Origin of the sequence: Ruegeria sp. ANG10 (genome assembly GCF_040705255.1) — a bacterium.
Taxonomy (GTDB): domain Bacteria; phylum Pseudomonadota; class Alphaproteobacteria; order Rhodobacterales; family Rhodobacteraceae; genus Ruegeria.
In genome coordinates this window covers 140,627-158,036 of sequence record NZ_JBFCVU010000003.1, presented here as the reverse complement: position 1 = coordinate 158,036, position 17,410 = coordinate 140,627, and the positions used below count along the sequence as shown (strand labels likewise).

Annotated in this window: 18 protein-coding genes; 7 read left to right on the top strand and 11 right to left on the bottom strand. The window is 55.9% G+C overall.

The features are described 5' to 3' along the window. The 3 genes from AB1A64_RS07945 to AB1A64_RS07935 all read left to right on the top strand — a co-directional run bounded on the left by AB1A64_RS07945 (position 1) and on the right by AB1A64_RS07935 (position 2,397). Positions 1–843, top strand: coding sequence for a glycosyltransferase family 25 protein (locus AB1A64_RS07945; protein WP_366550910.1), 843 nt, complete (start codon positions 1–3; stop codon positions 841–843). Positions 844–973: 130 nt separating this feature from the next. Then, on the top strand, positions 974–1,342 hold the full coding sequence (locus AB1A64_RS07940) for a group 1 truncated hemoglobin (protein ID WP_366550909.1): 369 nt from the start codon (positions 974–976) through the stop codon (positions 1,340–1,342). Next, on the top strand, positions 1,339–2,397 hold the full coding sequence (locus tag AB1A64_RS07935) for an adenylate/guanylate cyclase domain-containing protein (RefSeq protein ID WP_366550908.1): 1,059 nt from the start codon (positions 1,339–1,341) through the stop codon (positions 2,395–2,397). Before AB1A64_RS07940 ends, AB1A64_RS07935 begins: the two co-directional genes overlap by 4 nt. A gap of 3 nt (positions 2,398–2,400) precedes the next feature. On the opposite strand, the gene AB1A64_RS07930 is transcribed toward AB1A64_RS07935, so the two are convergent. The 9 genes from AB1A64_RS07930 to guaA form a co-directional block, all read right to left on the bottom strand. Beyond that, positions 2,401–3,015, bottom strand: coding sequence for a TetR/AcrR family transcriptional regulator (locus AB1A64_RS07930; protein ID WP_170348518.1), 615 nt, complete (start codon positions 3,013–3,015; stop codon positions 2,401–2,403). Between the two features lie 75 nt (positions 3,016–3,090). After that, on the bottom strand, positions 3,091–3,960 hold the full coding sequence (ppk2, locus tag AB1A64_RS07925) for a polyphosphate kinase 2 (protein ID WP_366550907.1): 870 nt from the start codon (positions 3,958–3,960) through the stop codon (positions 3,091–3,093). Between the two features lie 49 nt (positions 3,961–4,009). Beyond that, entirely contained in the window at positions 4,010–4,957 is a 948-nt protein-coding gene (locus AB1A64_RS07920) for an alpha/beta hydrolase (RefSeq protein WP_366550906.1), read from the bottom strand. Positions 4,958–4,964: 7 nt separating this feature from the next. After that, complete coding sequence (gene metA, locus AB1A64_RS07915) at positions 4,965–5,903, bottom strand: homoserine O-succinyltransferase (RefSeq protein ID WP_366550905.1); 939 nt, start codon at positions 5,901–5,903, stop codon at positions 4,965–4,967. 39 nt (positions 5,904–5,942) lie between these two features. Continuing rightward, positions 5,943–6,815 (bottom strand): ATPase, encoded by an 873-nt coding sequence (locus tag AB1A64_RS07910; protein WP_366550904.1) that lies wholly within the window; start codon positions 6,813–6,815, stop codon positions 5,943–5,945. Between the two features lie 353 nt (positions 6,816–7,168). Further along, entirely contained in the window at positions 7,169–7,738 is a 570-nt protein-coding gene (locus AB1A64_RS07905; protein WP_366550903.1) for a hypothetical protein, read from the bottom strand. A gap of 120 nt (positions 7,739–7,858) precedes the next feature. After that, positions 7,859–8,992, bottom strand: a complete 1,134-nt coding sequence (locus AB1A64_RS07900; protein ID WP_170513720.1) for an outer membrane protein transport protein — start codon at positions 8,990–8,992, stop codon at positions 7,859–7,861. A 121-nt stretch (positions 8,993–9,113) separates the two neighbouring features. Further along, positions 9,114–10,019 carry a DMT family transporter gene (locus tag AB1A64_RS07895; RefSeq protein WP_366550902.1) on the bottom strand — a complete coding sequence of 302 codons (906 nt, stop codon included), beginning with the start codon at positions 10,017–10,019 and terminating at the stop codon, positions 9,114–9,116. A 96-nt stretch (positions 10,020–10,115) separates the two neighbouring features. Further along, a complete protein-coding gene (gene guaA, locus AB1A64_RS07890) occupies positions 10,116–11,675 on the bottom strand; it encodes a glutamine-hydrolyzing GMP synthase (RefSeq protein WP_366550901.1) in 1,560 nt (519 codons plus the stop codon). Positions 11,676–11,756: 81 nt separating this feature from the next. Here guaA and AB1A64_RS07885 point away from each other — a divergent pair, with 81 nt between their 5' ends. Further along, complete coding sequence (locus AB1A64_RS07885) at positions 11,757–12,194, top strand: GNAT family N-acetyltransferase (protein WP_366550900.1); 438 nt, start codon at positions 11,757–11,759, stop codon at positions 12,192–12,194. Positions 12,195–12,476: 282 nt separating this feature from the next. After that, a complete protein-coding gene (locus tag AB1A64_RS07880; protein ID WP_366550899.1) occupies positions 12,477–14,021 on the top strand; it encodes a trimethylamine methyltransferase family protein in 1,545 nt (514 codons plus the stop codon). Here AB1A64_RS07880 and AB1A64_RS07875 read toward each other — a convergent pair whose 3' ends face one another. After that, positions 14,022–14,321, bottom strand: a complete 300-nt coding sequence (locus tag AB1A64_RS07875; protein ID WP_366550898.1) for a DUF6477 family protein — start codon at positions 14,319–14,321, stop codon at positions 14,022–14,024. A 241-nt stretch (positions 14,322–14,562) separates the two neighbouring features. Here AB1A64_RS07875 and AB1A64_RS07870 point away from each other — a divergent pair, with 241 nt between their 5' ends. Beyond that, positions 14,563–15,684, top strand: coding sequence for a DUF6456 domain-containing protein (locus AB1A64_RS07870; protein WP_366550897.1), 1,122 nt, complete (start codon positions 14,563–14,565; stop codon positions 15,682–15,684). A gap of 52 nt (positions 15,685–15,736) precedes the next feature. Beyond that, positions 15,737–16,660 (top strand): LysR substrate-binding domain-containing protein, encoded by a 924-nt coding sequence (locus tag AB1A64_RS07865; RefSeq protein WP_366550896.1) that lies wholly within the window; start codon positions 15,737–15,739, stop codon positions 16,658–16,660. 52 nt (positions 16,661–16,712) lie between these two features. Here the strand turns inward: AB1A64_RS07865 and AB1A64_RS07860 are convergent, their stop codons facing one another. After that, positions 16,713–17,261 carry a peroxiredoxin gene (locus AB1A64_RS07860; RefSeq protein WP_170348532.1) on the bottom strand — a complete coding sequence of 183 codons (549 nt, stop codon included), beginning with the start codon at positions 17,259–17,261 and terminating at the stop codon, positions 16,713–16,715. Positions 17,262–17,410 lie beyond the last annotated feature (149 nt).

Below are 17,410 nucleotides of genomic sequence, written 5' to 3'. Positions count from 1 at the left end.
GTGGGACATTACGAACTGCCATCGGGAGCTGCTGCCTATTTTATCAACCTTGATCGGGTGCCCGAGCGGGCTGAGTTCATGGAAGGTCAGTTCGCCGAAACAGGATTGCATGGCTCACAGCGGTTCAGCGCAGTGGACGGTCAGCAACCCGGCGCACTGGATGGCAATTGCTACGTTCCCGGCGCCGGCACCCGATGGGGGCTGACACAAAGCGAAATCGCCTGCTTTGAAAGCCACCGCGCCGTTTGGCAGGTTGCTGTGGATCAGAACCTGAGCAGGGTTGCGATTTTTGAGGATGACGTTGAAATGTCGGCTCAGGCCGGGGCCGTCATCGCGGCTTTGCTGGCAGATGATGCAGTTTTTGATCTGATCAAACTGGATTATTCGCCACGTTCGATGCGGTTTGGGCCGCTTGAGTCGATTGCGGACGTTCCGGTTCGCCCAATGTTGGAAATGGCCCCCAGTTCTGCTGCCTACATTCTGACGCAAGCGGCCTGTCGGAAACTGCTGTCCTGGTCCGAGGAGTATTCGGACCATCTGGACGACTTTATCTCGCTCCCACGTCCTGACTGGCGCATGTGTCAATGTTTTCCCGCGGTAGGGGTGCAGATGATGTGGTCCAAGCAGCAGGAACAGACTGCCGAACCTGTAAAGGTCAGTGAGCGGTCGCAGGATCAGAAAACCAACAGCGGTTTAGATAAGGGGCCATTGGGGTTCCGCATCCGGCGCGAGCTGCAGGCCGCGCGGCGCAAACTGTATTGGCGCGCAGGCGGGCAGGACAGGCTTCTGGCACAAGGTGGCTTTGCGGGTTTCATCCCCTGCGCCGACGATCTGAACGTATAGCGTCTCTTACAGGACGTCCAACAGGTGTTTGTGAATGTTGGACCGTGAACCCTCGTATAAGCGTTAACAAAACTGTCAACTTGATATAAGGTTGCAGTGTTGTTTTTTGGTTAACGCTTGGGTGAGTGGTGTGGGGCAGACAATCTATGAAAGATATGGTGGCTTCAAAACGATCAGTCGGATCGTGATGACATTCTATGAAATGGCATTGGATTCCGATCAGATCGGCGGCCATTTCGAAGACATAGACATGCCACGTCTGATCGATCATCAGACCAAATTCGTGTCTTCACTGGTTGGTGGTCCTGCGTCCTTTAGCGATGACAGGATCGAGGCCGTCCATCGGCACCTGAAAATCTCTCATGCGGATTTTGATGAGATGGCCGAGCTGTTTGCCGAAGCGCTTTCCATGCACGGTATGGAAGACGGACACATCAAGATCGCCTTGAATGCCATTGAATCCAAACGCGCAATTATTGTTGCCCGTGACGCCGCATGAGTATTTTAGCGATAAACGAACAATTGCTGCGGGCGATTGGTGTTGGCGTGGCCGTCGTTCGCGCCTCAGACCTGAGTTTTGTGTTTCACAACGGGCCGTTTGCCGAATGGTTTGGAACCCCGACCGAAGGGCAGACTTTGCTGGATTTGATCCCATCGCTGGAACCCCGCGAATTAGACGACGTCAAGCAATCGGGGCTTCGTTATACAGTTGAATTGCAGATCAAGCCAAAACGCAGGACGCTGATTTTCGCAACGGCTGTATCCCTGGCGAACGGCTTGTCCGAACAGGTTCTGGTCGTGGAATGCCAGAACATCACCCGCATTCGCGAACTGGAAAGCATGATCGACAGCTACTCGACCATGGTCGAACGCAACACACGAGAATTGGAGCGCGAGAAAGAGCGTGTCGAGCGGTTGTTGCTGAACCTTATGCCGCGGGCAGTGTACGAAGAGTTCAAGACCTTCGGTGTCGTCACGCCGCAGCTATATGATCAGGTGTCGGTGGTCATGCTGGATTTTGTGGGCTTTACTGATTTCGCCGCCAAGACCGATCCAACCGTCACGTTAAGCGAGTTGAATGACATTTTCACCGCGTTCGACCGTATCGTCGAACAATTCGGATGCGAGCGGATCAAAACCATCGGTGACGCCTATCTGGCTGTCTCCGGCATGCCGGATGCCACGCCGGATCATGCCACGGCCGTGGCCCATTGTGCGGTTCGTTTCCTGCGGTATCTGGAGCGGCGAAATGAAAGCCATCCGCATAAATGGCAGGCCCGGATTGGCCTTGGTATGGGGGCTGCGGTGGGCTCTGTCGTTGGAATACAGAAATACGTCTATGACGTGTTCGGTCCGGCTGTGAACATTGCTTCGCGCCTGCAAGTCTTTGCAAACCCAATGAATATCGTTGCCCCGGAAGAGATGAAATTTGCCTTGATTGATGAGTTTCAGGTCGCGGATATCGGACGTGTGGATATCAAGGGCATGGGGGAAATGGAGTTGATTAACGTCACCTCGGGCCTCAGCGCGCCACAGCCGCTGAGCAGGTTCTGATTGTCAGTCGTCCTGCGGCACCAACCCCAAACCCCGCAAATAAATGCCAATGCCGGATTCCAGCAAATCTTCGGGTGAAAAGGGGGAACTGGCGCCAGTGTTGCGGGCATAAAGTTCAACTACGCCGTGGCTCATGGCCCAGATATGGGCACTGAACATGGATGCCGGCGGGCGTTTTTCAGGCGGAATGTGTTGCGACAGATCAGCGGCGGCTTTCTCTAACACTGCCTTGGCGCGGTTTGCGGCCAAGGATAGTTCAGGCGTTCGATTGATCGAAATCCCGCTCTCGAACATGGCGATGTAATGGCCGGGGTGCTTGCGGGCAAATGCCAGATAGGCTCGGCCTGTTGCCTCGAACGCGGCGAGCGCTGAGGGCTGGCCCTTGTCATAGGCGTATTGCATCAGATCCGAGAACATCTCGAACCCTTGCCGGGCGGCTTCGGCGATCAGGTCTTCGCGCCCGTGGAAATGCCGGTAAACCGCAGCGGGGGTGACGCCGGCGGTTTTTGCAGCTTCAGACAGGGTAAAGCCGGTCGGACCTTTTTCTTCGATCAGAGACAGCGCAGCCTCGATCAGAGCCTGTTTCAGGTTCCCGTGGTGATACCCGCGTTTTGTCATTCCTGCTTCAGGTGCCCTTTTTTAAGTTATAGAATTCATGACATAATTCGCGAAAACGCATTCGTCCACCACCTGTCACGCATCCCAAATCTCTGGCCCACCACAGATATCGGGGTCATTCGCGCCGATGGCGTCTTCGTCCTTTTCGTCATAGTCCAGCGCGTGCAGAACCGTACGAATGGCCGCCAGCCGCGCGCGTTTCTTGTCGTCTGATCGCACGATGGTCCAGGGGCAGTGTTCCGTGTGGCTGCGCGTCAGGGTTTCTTCGATCGACTGGCTGTACTCATCCCATTTGTTCAGACCCGCGATATCAATCGGGCTGAGTTTCCATTGTTTCAGCGGGTCGGTTTCACGCGCCAAAAAACGGTTGAGCTGTTCCGCCCGGCCGACATTCAACCAGAATTTAAACAGTTTGATTCCGTCATTCACCAAACCGGTTTCCAGCGGCAGGACCTGTCGGAAAAACCGTTCGCGTTCTTCTGCTGTGCAAAAGCCAAAGACGTTCTCGACAACACCGCGATTATACCAGCTGCGGTCAAAGAACACGATCTCACCAGCGGCAGGTAGATGTGCGATATAGCGTTGAAAATACCACTGACTGCGCTCAGTGTCTGAGGGTTTGCTTAGCGCGACATTGCGTGCGCCGCGTGGGTTCAGGTTCTCGCGAAACCGCTTGATCGTGCCCCCTTTACCTGCCGCATCCCGACCTTCGAAAATAAGCAATATGCGATGGTCAGTTTCCTTGAGCCAGGACTGCATCTTGACCAGCTCAATCTGCAGCTTTTCGATCCGTTTTTCGTATTCCTTACGCTTCATTCGTTCGTCGTAAGGGTAGGTGGGGTTCAGGATGTCGCCTTTTTCGGACTTTTCGATGGCCGAACGCACCTCTTTCGGGGCGTCATTCTTAAAGTACTTTTCGATGGAGCCTTTTTCGGAACGGGCCATGTGTTACCTCGCCATAAAATCCATATCCTACTATGGATTAGCGGCGGGCCTAACGCAAACCCGCTCGTTGTGCGGCGCGGTCGATGGCGGCAGCAACTTCGGGTGCAGCAACGACTTGAGGCATGTGCCCGATACCGGGCAGTTCAATCAGTTCCGCGCCGGGGATTTGTTCGATCAGTCGATGTGAATGCCAGCCCAGCCCAACGGTATCATCGGCGGTGCCATGGACGATCTCGGTTGGCACGTCGATATCGCCGTATCGCGGTTGTAGGGCGCGGACTTCTTCCAGCAAGTTGGCGCGCTGTTTAGCATTTGCATGCATCGAGGCCCGGCGCATGGTCAGCCCGGGGCCGAAATGGTCGGCATATCCTTCGGGCGCGGTTTGCGGTGCGAACACCTTGTCCAAAGCTTTTTCAACGTACCACTCGGGCACAAAGGCAGTAATCAAGGGCAGGGCGGTGGCGTTGCCGGTGGGCGTTGCCGCCAGTGTGTTGAACCCGTCCAGAGGTGTCTCCCACGGGATGGCGGCAGCTGCGATCAGGACCAGCCCCGAGATATTGTCTGGCCGCGTAACAGCCCATGCAAGTGAGACGGATCCGCCATAGCTTTGCCCCGCGACGATAGGTTTTTCCACACCCAGTTGAGCCGCGGCCTTTTGCAAAATTTCTGCCTGTTCCTCAATGGTTTCACCGTCCGGATTGAAGCTGGCGCTATACCCCAGACCCGGTCGGTCGAATACAATCACACGGTAGTTTTCTGCCAGGATCGGGGCCAGAGCAAAAGTCATATCGCGCGTGTTGCCGCTGGACCCGTGGATCAGCACAACATCAGGGCCTTCACCCATCACCACCGCATGCACCGGGATACCATCGACTTCGACAATTTGGCCTTCTGGAGGAAAGGCGGCTTCGGCGCGGGCTTCGTTCCGACCGGCGCGCCAGAGTGCGAGGGCCCACAGCAAGACCAGCAAGGTCAAAGCTATGAGGCCGACGCGCATCACCGGATCAGGCCCTCAGGTCGGTCTGGTCAACACCGATCCGGTTTATGTCATAGGGCGTGGTGCCATAAATCTCGCTGATCCAGTTGCCATAGAGCAAATGCGCATGGCTGCGCCATCTGTTCTGTGGTGTCTGGCTTGGATCGTCGTCCGGATAGTAGTTCATGGGTACGTTGATCGGCGTGCCGTTGGCAACATCGCGGTCGTATTCTTGTTTCAACGTATCGCTGTCATATTCGAAATGGTTGAAAATATAGATGGCACGATGGTTCCGATCTTCGACCAGACAGGGACCTACATCGTCGCTGCCCAGCAGGGTTACCAAACCGCTAGCGGCATCAATCTCATTCTGTTTCATTTCCGTCCAGCGGCTGACCGGAATCACGCAATCATCCGAGAATCCGCGCAGGAACGGCGAGGCCGGATTAAGGTTCGCATGCCGGAAACAACCAAACGCCTTGGCATCCAGCATATGTTTCTTGACGCCATGAAAGTGATTGATCATCGCCATTCCACCCCAGCACACACCAAAGGTAGAATGCACATTGGTCTGCGTCCATTCGAACACTTCGCGCATTTCGTCCCAATAGGTGACGTTGTCGAATTCCAGATGCTCAATCGGGGCACCGGTGATGATCAGCCCGTCAAATTTCTCGTCCTTCACCTCCTGAAAGGGGCGATAGAATTCGGCCATGTGCTCGGCCGCGGTGTTCTTGGTGCGGTGTTCCGTCATCCGGATCAGCGACAAATCGATCTGCAATGGGGTCGCCCCGATCAGGCGGGCAAACTGATTTTCAGTCTGAATCTTCTTGGGCATCAGATTCAACAACCCGATCCTGAGGGGACGGATATCTTGACGCATTGCCTGATCCTCGGCCATGACCGAAACGCCCTCTTGGGTGAGAACGTCAAATGCGGGCAGGTCAGAGGGGATCTTGATTGGCATCAGGTGCAAGCCTTTGGAGTTACAGTGTAGAGGCGGTAATTAAGCCCGGTTTGCGCCGGTCTCAAGGGTGCGTTCGATCAACTCGTCGAAATCAGCGGCATCACGGACCTTCTGCATGTCATCCGCGGTGACTGTCACCCCCCAATTGTCCGCCATGGCCTGATAGCGGGGCTGCCGATGCGCCAGCGCCTGCGCGTAAGTCCAGCGAATGAATGCGTCGGGGTCTACATCCTCGGATCGGCAATTATGTTGGGTTAGATAGTCGTCCCAAACACGGACCAGGAATTCAGGCTGATAAGACATCGGTTTGGGCGCTTTATCAAAGCGGCTGATCAGCTCTGCCGTGTGATCTTCATCCCCTTGAATCCAAATCATTAGGGTTTGGCGGGACAGTTCGGAAAGCACGTGATCCGTAGGATTTTCCGGGTCTACCCATTCGCAGATCGACCCGCCGGTGTCGCAGATAAAATGCGGGTATTCGTACAGGCGTTGTGCCCGGTCGATGAAATACTCGGTATCCAGAAGCGCGTGAATTTCCGCCTGCCGGAATTGTTCCTGCCTGCGCTTGTATTCGGGCAGTTCCAAACCACCTAGCGCCGGATTTCCGGGCTTACCCAAATAGGCGGCAACGGGGGTCAGGTTTTCGAACGAGATATTCGAGCCGATAAAGATTGAATCCGACAACAGCAGTTCTCGCAGAAACGGGATTTTCATCGCCTCGGCTTTGGCGTTGTCGGCTATGTATTCGCCCATGTACCGGGTGCCGATGCGGTAATCGATGGAATAGTGGAACCAATCGCCCGAGTCGCGCAGCACGTTCGACACATAGGTTTTGCCCAGGCCCGACATGCCAAAGAACAGCACCTTTTTTCGCGCCGCATCGCGCCAATCTTTTGCCGAGCCGTAGATCATTGTCCGCCATCCCTTTTTCCGACCTTGCTAAAACGGGCAGCGGGTGGCGTCAATCGCGTGTGCCAGAATGGTTTGGGAACAGCCGTCTGACAGTGGTAGCCCCCCACTAAACTAACCGCCCTCTCTAGCACGAGATCAAGCTGGTATCGATATACAACTGCTCCCAAATCATCCCGGAAAACGGAATGGCGATGTTCAGCAGCCCAATGGTCAAAAATGTCATCAAGACGCGCGGGCTGCGCTGTTGAGCAGAGTGGAGGAGGTGGGACCGCCAAGGGGGAATGTCAGACCAAAGCGAAGGGTATCGATATCGCCGCTTGCACCGCCGATATCGAAATCCGTTCTGGCCAGTTCTAGCGACACTTGTCCGGGAATTTCGCTGGTCTCAAGCAGGTTAAAACAACGCCGATACCCAGCATTGTGTAATCCAAATCAAGGTCGCTAAACGACCGATGCACGAGACCGGCGTAAGTCCCCCAACCGCTGTTGAATCGGTAGTAACCACCCAAGCCGACGTAATACAGATCAAGGTTTACACCACCACCCGAAACGTCGCTGCGAAAATAGTGACCACCGAATACCGCATTGTCCGACGCTTGATAGCGGATTCGTGCGTCGAGATCGGTCCGATCCGTGCCGTTTGGCAGGCTTGAGGATGTTTCCGATTCGCCGATCCAGCCTTCGAGTCCGGTATAGTCGAGGTAGCCGCCCGGAACGCCGCCGTTATCAATTTGGTAATTCAGCGTCGCGCCCAGATCCCAAAGGGAAACATCCCCGGAAACATTGTCGGGATCGGTGTTGTAATACTTGGCGTCAAGGCCCCAATGCAGACCGTTGTCGAAGCTCAAAGTGCCAGTGAAATCTCCGGTGAAGGTGCCGTAATCGCCACCGCCGTTGGAAATGGAAGATTGTCCATAGCCCAAGGTTGCAGCACCGCGAAGTTCTTGTGTGCCTGCAATGGCCGGGGTCGTTGAAATCTTTGGTAACGCGCACAGAAAAACCCCGCCGGTAGGGCGGGGTTCAAGGTTTCATTGTGTTGTGGATCAGCCCAGCGAGTAGGTGATCTGGAATCCCACACTCCAAGCGCTGTTGCCGCTGAACTCTCCCCCCGTGGTGGTGGTGGCGTCTCCAATGTCAGTATACCGGACACCGCCGGAAATCTGCGCGCGTTCAAGAGAGTAAGTTCCACCAAGCCCAAGGCTCCAGAACCCATCTGTCGGGCCCAAATTGGTGACTTCGGAACCAGTGGACGTTTCATACCCAGCAGTAACTGCACCCGAGAATTCTTCTGAGAACTGATAGCCGAGCCCCAGCGTGTACGTGAACGTATCATCTGCGTAGTCGACAAGGTTATCACCGACAATGTTGACATAGTTTGGCGGTGCAAACACAGTCTGCGGCCAGTCCACCCATCGGATTGACCCAAACAGAAGTGTTTTGGGGGCTACACCGGTTTGGAAATCCAGATTGATGGATTGAGGTGATTCAATCTCAGACTCGGTTTCCGCTGTGACCAGTACCGCACTAGGTGGGAATACAGGCGGCACGACGTTGAATGATTCTGTCTGCGAAAAGTCGTGTGTGATTTTTGAGTTGTAGGTCAGAGCCACACGTGCAGCGATTTCTGGCTTTTCCCACGCGACGCCGACGACATATCCAAATGCGATGTCAGAATCTGTGTCGACTTCGTATCCCACGGCAGCGGGTACGGCTACGTTGGCTTTCAAACGTTGCGCGCGCAGACCTCCGATAGCGCTGAAGCCACCGTCGAATTTATACCGAACAAGCGCAGTGATTGCGTCCACATCTGCTTTGGCGCGCAGAACATCTGTACGCCCACCAAACGGCGTCGTCGGGTTGATCGACAACGGGTAGTTTGACGGATACTCGATATCCGCACCGAACGGCTCATCATAGACCAGTGCGAAATCCAGTCTGTCTGTAAAAGCATGTTTATAGGCTAAATGCGGTGTGAAGAATGACTCGGCAACATTGCCGGAATCTACACCATTTTGAGTGCCGCTTACGCTTGGATCAGTATAGCCGAGACGGAATTGTACAACGGATCCCTCTTCGAACAGGATATTGACACCCTGTCCGCTACGATCCAGACCGCCAGCGTAAGCTCCTGTTGTCCCAACGCACACCGCGCACGCCTGTAGAAGCGCTTTTTTCATTCTGTCCTCCCAAAAGGTGTCCTGTTTTTCAGACCGGGTTATCGAGTGGTGAAGGCCGATCTGTCTTGTGGTGCCCGATACTTTCTTGAGGGTTATATTACCGTCAACTAGTGACGGTGCGTTATTCAGGGTGAGTGTGTCGGGAAACTGTTGCCAAACTGTTACGATTTTCGGCGTGCACGTTCAAAAAGATGCCCGAAAAGATCACGACGGCCCCCAGCAGAGTCCAGTGGTCCAGTGGCTCGTGGTACAGAATCATTCCGATCACTGCGATTGTGGGCAGTCGGACAAAATCGAACGGTACAACCACGGTCGCAGGCGCAATGGCCAGGGCGTTGGTAATACAATAATGCGCCAGCAACCCTGCCAACCCAATCAAGACCAGGAAGGGGGCCGTGTTTGCAGTTGGCAGAGTAATCTGCCCATCGATCCCCGCGGCCATCAATCCCAGGACAGCCTGCATGACGGTCAGCCAGAACATGATGCATCCAATGCTGGCAAAACGGGTCAGGGTTTTGGTGGAAATCGTTGTAAACGCGAAGAATACGGCAGACATTGCTGCTGCTAGAATACCAGCACTCAAAGGCACGGCACCGGGGCGGGTAATAAGCAGGACACCGGCAAAACCAATCAGGGCAGACAGCGCGCGTACAGGTGTTAGCCGTTCGTTCAGCAGCAACGGAGACAGCAGGATCACCCAGATGGGTTGCGTGAACTCAAGCGCAAAAACCTGTGCCAGAGGGATGACAGTTACCGCGTAGAACCACAAATTCTGACCAATAAAATGCGTCAGGTTTCGGACGCCGTGCAGCCCCAGTCTGTATGTCGAGACCTGATCCCATTTGCGCGACAGTGTCAGAATCACCGCTACAACGACGATGCCGACGAGGCTGCGGTAAAACATGATTTCGAATGTATCATGGGCCACGCTCAATTCGCGGCCGGCAACGGCCATCGATGAGAAAGAGGCAATTGCCCCCGTCATCCAAAGCGCGGCCTTGCCGATCTGCGGTTTGCTGCTATCCATTGACCTGCCTGCGGGATTCGCGGAATTCTAATTTGAAACCTATGGGTTTCTGGCAGGACTTAAACAAAAAAGCCGGGTCAAAGCCCGGCTTTTTTGTTATTCCCACTCGATCGTTCCCGGAGGTTTCGAGGTAATGTCATAAGTGCATCGGTTGATGCCCTTGACCTCGTTGATTATCCGCGTGGCGGTCTCACCGAGGAATTCGTGGCTGAACGGATAGTAGTCGGCGGTCATGCCATCGACCGAAGTTACAGCCCGCAGCGCACATGCATAATCATATGTGCGCCCGTCACCCATCACACCGACGGTGCGCACTGGAAGGATGGCAACAAAAGCCTGCCAGATATCATCATACAGACCGTGTTTGCGAATCTGATCGATATAGACGGCGTCGGCTTCGCGCAAAATCTCCAGTTTTTCACGGGTGATCTCGCCTGGGCAGCGAATCGCCAGACCCGGCCCGGGGAAGGGGTGGCGCCCGATGAAGCTCTGCGGCAGGCCAAGTTCGCGGCCCAGGGCGCGGACCTCGTCCTTGAACAGCTCGCGCAGGGGTTCGACCAGTTTCAGACCCATTTTTTCAGGCAGGCCACCGACATTGTGGTGCGACTTGATAGTGACCGAGGGGCCGCCCGAGAACGAAACCGATTCGATCACGTCGGGATAGAGTGTGCCTTGGGCCAGGAATTCGGCCCCTTCGATCGTGTCGGCATGTTTCTGGAACACGTCGATGAATAGCTTGCCGATGATCTTGCGCTTGGTTTCCGGGTCGGACTGACCGTCCAGCTCGCCCAGAAACAGGTCGCTTTCATCCGCGTGGATCAACTGAATGTTGTAGTTGTCGCGGAACATGCCCACGACTTCTTCGGCCTCGTTCTTGCGCAACAGGCCGTGATCGACAAACACACAGGTCAGCTGATCTCCGATTGCCTCATGAATCAGGATCGCCGCGACCGAGCTGTCGACGCCGCCGGACAGGCCGCAGATGACCTTTTTGTCGCCGACTTGCTCGCGAATCTTTTCGATCATCTGTTCGCGATAGGCACCCATGGTCCAGTCACCGCGGAACCCGGCCAGTTTCACGAAGTTCTCGTACAGCTTCGCGCCTTTGGGCGTGTGATGAACTTCGGGGTGGAACTGAACGGCATAGAAGTGACGGTTGGTATCAGCCGTAATGGCATAGGGCGCATTGGGTGAGGTGCCGAAGACCTCGAACCCGGGGGCGATTTCGCTGACGTGGTCGCCGTGGCTCATCCAAACTTGTTCGTCGCCATCCGCGAACCAGCCGTTCAGAATATCCAGTTGGTTTTTAGGGGTAACAAAGGCCCGCCCGAACTCGGCAGTGCCGTGACCGCTTTCGACCTTGCCGCCAAGCTGATGCATCATGACTTGCTGTCCATAGCAGATGCCAAGGATCGGCACGCCATAGTCAAAAATCTCTTGCGGGGCGCGGGGAGACCCCTCGCGCGTCACGCTGTCTGGCCCGCCTGAAAAGATCACGGCCTTGGGCGCCATTTCGCGCACAAAGTCCATCGTGACTTTCTGGTAGGGGTGGATTTCGCAATAGACATTCAACTCGCGCAGGCGGCGTGCGATCAGCTGCGTCACCTGGCTGCCGAAGTCGATGATCAGAAGGCGGTCATGGGATGTCTGGCTCATGACTGGCTCTTAGGTCGCGCGGCGGTTATGTGCAAGCGTTATGAGGGCTATTTCAGCCAGATGCAGAGGGAGATTGGATCAATGGCCGTCATTCGTTTCACGGATGCTACGCGGGATGACGTCGAGGCGGTCACAGACTGCATCAGGGTGGCTTATGCCAAAGCGCGCAAAAGCATTGATGATCTGCCTGATGTGACGGGTGGTTTGGCGCAGGATATAGCGGATCATCGCGTGGTCCTGGCCCACTGCGATGATGGGTTGGCAGGGGTGATTATCTTTGCGCAACTAGGTGCTGTGATGAAAATCGTCAACTTGGCTGTCTCACCTTCGGCGCAGGGGCAGGGAGTTGCCGGAAAGTTGTTGTCGTACGCCGAGGCCGAAGCGCGCGAGGCTGGCTGCACCCATATGGAACTGCGCACCCATCGTCTGATGAAAGATACGAGGGCGATTTACGCGCATCTCGGTTGGATCGAAGCCGAGGTGGCCGGGAATTCGGTTGCGATGCGTAAAAACTTCTGAGGTTTGTCAGTCCGTCAATTTAGATTTCTCTAAACCATCTTGTGAAATGCGACGTACCCAATTTCTGTCGCGGAAAGGAGCTTTCGCGCAGCTAGCGGTTAGACCGATTTTGCGATTTCGGTTCCATGCTTTTATCATGAGCGTCAGGAATTAGGGGTTCAAACGACATCGAATGGGCGATCATGTCGCTTTTACCCCTATAGCGCCGTAATCCACGTCTGGTGTGATCTGCGGTTCCGGTAACACGATTTGCAACGTGAACATGACTAACGGGATTATCTCATGGCAGAGGCAAACACCCGACGCAGAGCCAGAGGCGGTGGTGGTGCCGCCCGCAGGGCCGAGCGCACCGCAGTTCGAATCGAAACTGCAAAATACATCGAACGGAATATTCCGAATTTCGAGGTTCTCAACGCAGAAGCGTTGGAGATCATTGAAACCAATGCGGAAACCATTCTGGCTGATGTCGGCGTTAATTTCGTCGACAATCCGGGCGCTCTGCAGCGCTGGAAAGATGCCGGGGCTGATGTCGATGGTGAACGTGTTCGCATCCCGCGCGGTCTAGCGCGGCAGCTGATCAAAACTGCCCCCAGCGAGTTCACACAACACGCGCGCAACCCCGAAAAATCGGTTGTCATCGGGGGGCGCAATCTGGTGCTGGCACCGGTCTATGGTCCTCCATTCGTGCGCGACGCGCAAGGTGGCCGTCGCTATGCGACCATGGACGATTTCAACAAGTTCGTGAAACTGGCCTATATGTCCAAGTGGTTGCACCACTCGGGCGGGACTGTGTGCGAACCGACCGACGTGCCGGTGAACAAGCGTCACCTGGACATGCTGATGGCGCATATGACCCTGTCGGACAAGCCGTTCATGGGCTCGGTCACCGACCCCAGCCGGGCGCAGGATTCGGTAGAGATGTGCGAGATCCTGTTCGGCAAAGAGTTCGTGCAGGAAAACACAGTGATGACCTCGCTGACCAACATCAACTCGCCGATGACCTTCGACGATGTGATGATGGGTTCGCTTGAAGTTTACGCTGCAAATAATCAGGCCTGCATCATCTCGCCCTTTATCGTGGGTGGCGCGATGGCACCGGTTTCGGTGGCGGGGACGCTGACACAGGTTCTGGCCGAAGTTCTGGCCGGCGTCGCGTACAGCCAGATCATCCGTCCGGGTGCCCCGGCGATCTTTGGGGCCTTCGTGTCGTCGATTGATATGAACTCGGGCGCACCGACCTTTGGTACGCCTGAGGCGTCGATGGTCACCTATGGTGCGGGTCAGCTGGCGCGTCGCCTGAACCTGCCGTTCCGCTCGGCCGGGTCGTTCTGTGGCTCGAAACTGCCCGACGCGCAGGCTGCTTACGAAACAGCAAACTCGCTGAACATGGGCCTGATGTCAGGCGTGAACTTCATGCTGCATTCCTGCGGTTGGCTCGAAGGCGGTCTGGTTGCGGATTTCGAGAAGTTCGTCATGGATGCGGATCAACTGGGCGTGCTGCACGGCTTGGCCAAAGGCGTGGCTTACGACGAGAACGCGCAGGCAATGGATGCGATCCGCGAGGTTGGTCCGGGCGGCCACTATCTGGGTTGTGCGCATACGCAGGCGAACTTCAAGGACGCGTTCTGGAAGTCGGAAATGCTGGACTACAAACCGTTCGAAACCTGGGAAGATGAAGGCGGGCGTGACACGCGTCAACTGGCCTCTGCCCGGGTCGAGCATCTGCTGGCCAACTACCAGCAACCGCAACTCGACCCGGCAATCAATGCTGCTCTGAACGAGTACATTGACAAGAAAAAAGCATCCATGCCGGATGCCTTCACCTGATCACTGATATTGCGCGGCGCGGCTGGCCTGAAACAGCTGCGCCTCGCCCAACAACGCGATCAGCAAGTCCAAATGACGGACCAGAGAATAGGCTGCGTCCTCTTCCACGCGCTGCGCGTTAACCTCTCGCTCCATTTCCATCAGCCGCATCAGAGCCGCGCCCGTGCCGGGCAGTGATCCATAGCCCAGGATGCGTTGCAGGTACCGATCCCGGTCATAGTCCTGCGCCCCGTGTTTCGCGGCCCGTGCCAACAGGCGAGGGCGGCGGAGGGTGGTAATCATGGTCATCAGGTCCTGCATTCCGGGGTTCCCTTGTGTGTGTGAACGTCCCTGAATGTGTTGCACAACCTAAGCGGGTGTTGCCTTGATTGGGTTCGCGCCGAACTCTGACTTCATGAGTGTTTATGTTTTTGAATCAAATCTGGTCCTTGTCGCCACGGGTTAACGAACGAGTAACGAAAGCAACTCTAGTTAGAATTGGTTAACAAATTCATCGGGGGCGATTGAAAACAGATTGTTGTGTCGACGAGGGCAAGTAACTATGGAAAACAACATGGCATTCACCATTCCGGCTTGGGTACCTGAGGGGGCACAACGATACCTTGCCCACACAGAGACCGGACAGTCGATCCGCGATATTGCGCGATCCGCAGGGTGCCATGCTTCGACCATACTCAGACAAATCAGGCGCATCGAAATGCGACGGGACGATCCTTTGGTGGATGCAGCGCTGCAATCTCTGGCCGAGACGCATTTCTCGGATCCAACCGATGCCACGGGCCCGATCCAATTCGGAGCCTTGGCTGTGACCGAAGAAGAAACCGCCGCCGCCAAGGACGAAGAATTCAACCGTGAGGCACTGCGAATTTTGCGTCGTTTGTGTGAAACGGGATCAGTGCTTGCGGTGGCCGAGGAAATGGACAAGGCCGTGGTGGTCCGCGACACCGGCGACAGCGGCGCCACTCGAACAGCGGTTGTGGATTGCAAGATCGCGCAAGCGCTGGCGCTGAAAGACTGGATTTCCTGCGACAATCCCGGACGGATTTCGCGGTATCGGATTTCCTCGTCGGGCCGCACGGCGCTGAGCCGCCTTATTGCCGAGGCCGAAAACAAAGCGCGTGAGCGTAGTGAATTTGGAATGGCAGATGCACAATCTCCGTTTCAGGCGCAAATGGCACCCTGTCAGAGCGCGATTGCGAAACCCGACCGGCCTCGGCGGATTCGTTATAGTGCAGCGGAAAGCCCTCTGATCGCATTGGCACGCAGACGGGATCGGGATGGAAAGCCTTTTCTTGATGAAACACTTGTGGCGGCGGGCGAACGCCTGCGTGAGGATTTCGAACTGGCGCAGATTGGCCCTCAGGTCGCACAGAATTGGGATCATTTTCTGACGGCCGGGGCGCGCGGTGGTTTCAACAGTGAAGCCCATGCCGGGCACGGGGCGTCGGATGCACGGTATCGGGTTGAACATGCCTTGTCGGATCTGGGTCCGGGCCTCAGCGATGTGGCTTTGCGCTGTTGTTGTTACCTCGAAGGGCTTGAGCTTGCGGAAAAGCGGATGGGATGGTCGGCGCGCTCGGGCAAGATTGTGCTGCGGATCGCGTTGCAGCGACTCAAGCGACATTATGAGGGGCAATCCGAGCGCAATCGCATGATCGGTTAACGGTGCGATATGTTTTGGTTGCACTTGGGTGGGCGAGTGATAATCAAAGGTTATGAATTTTACCCTTAGACAGCTGAAATACTTCAGTGCAGTCGCAGAACAGCGCAATTTCGGTCGGGCCGCCCAGGTGTGCCACGTATCTCAGCCCGCCTTGTCTGTGCAGATCAAGGCGTTGGAGGACAGTTTGGGCGGTCCGCTTTTCGAGCGTCAGGCGCGCGACATTCTGCTGACCCCGCTGGGGCGCGATGTGCTGGATCACGCGCGTCAGGTCCTTGGGGCAGCGGATAGGCTGGACCAGTTCGCCAGAGATCGCTCGGGCGGACACAGATCGTTGGCGATCGGGATCATCCCGACGATTGCGCCGTATTTGCTGCCGGGTGTGCTGGCGGGTTTGCGGTCCTCAGACGTGTCATTGCGCGTGCAGGTCCGCGAAGCCAGAACCGAGCGTTTGCTGACCATGCTGCGCGGCGGTGAAATCGACGCCGGTGTCATGGCATTGCCTGCGGGTGGAGGCGAGCTGTTCGAGTTGCCGCTGTTTCAGGACCGTTTCCTGCTGGCTGGCAGTTCTGCGCGCCTTCAAGGCATGACCACCAACCCCGAAGCTTTGCGGCCGCTGGACCTGCAAACCGCACAGCTGATGTTGTTGGATGATGGTCATTGTCTGACTGATCAGGCGCTTGAGGTTTGCGGTCAGGATCGAAGCAGTGGTCTGATCAATATGGGCGCGTCTTCGCTTGCTACCCTATCGCGCTTGGTGGCCGAAGGGTTTGGCCTGACACTTATGCCCGAGCTGGCCGCCCGCGCAGAATCCGAGGCTGTTCCCGGATTGAAGCTACTGCGCTTTGGTGCGCCGCAACCGGCGCGGACGGTTGGTTTGGTAAGGCGTGCATCGACTGCGGGAGAAGATTGGTTTGACGGGCTGGCGCAGGTCATTCGGCAGGTCGGAGAGAGCATCGTCACCGCAACCCGCGCCTGAAAATGAAAAGACCCGCCAGTGGCGGGCCTTTTGCATTAGATCGCTGTGAGCCTTAAGCCAAAGCTGGCTCTTTCGCTTCGTTCAGGTGCTTTTTCAGATTGTCCGGAGAAGACACGCCATAGGGGTCTTCGGGGCAGTTATCCATCAGGCCGGGCTCTTCGAACCATGCCTCAACCACACCGTCATTGACGATGGCGGCATAGCGCCACGAGCGCATGCCGAAACCCAGATTGTCCTTGTCGACCAGCATGCCCATCTTGCGAGTGAACTCGCCCGATCCATCAGGGATAACCTTGACGTTTTCCAGACCCTGGTCTTGTGCCCATTTGTTCATGACAAAGCTGTCATTCACCGACATGCAATAGATGTCATCGATGCCCTTTTCCTTGAACTCGGCATAGCCATTTTCAAAGCCGGGCAGCTGGTAGGTCGAGCAGGTGGGGGTGAACGCACCGGGCAGCGAGAACAGGATCACGCGCTTTCCGGCAAAGTAATCTGCCGTTGTCTTGTCTTCCCAGCGGAACGGATTGGGGCCTTCGACGGCCTCATCGCGCACACGGGTATGAAAGGTTACATCAGGCAGTTTTGTCCCGGACTTCATTTTCAATTTCCTGTGATTCATGTGTGAACTCAGGAGGAGTTAAAACAGTTCTAAATTGGCTTCAATGGAATTTTCTCTGCAAATGCAATTTCTGCACCACGTGGGTGAATGTACTGTTTTCAAACGTGTTTCATGGCTCCCTCCAGTCG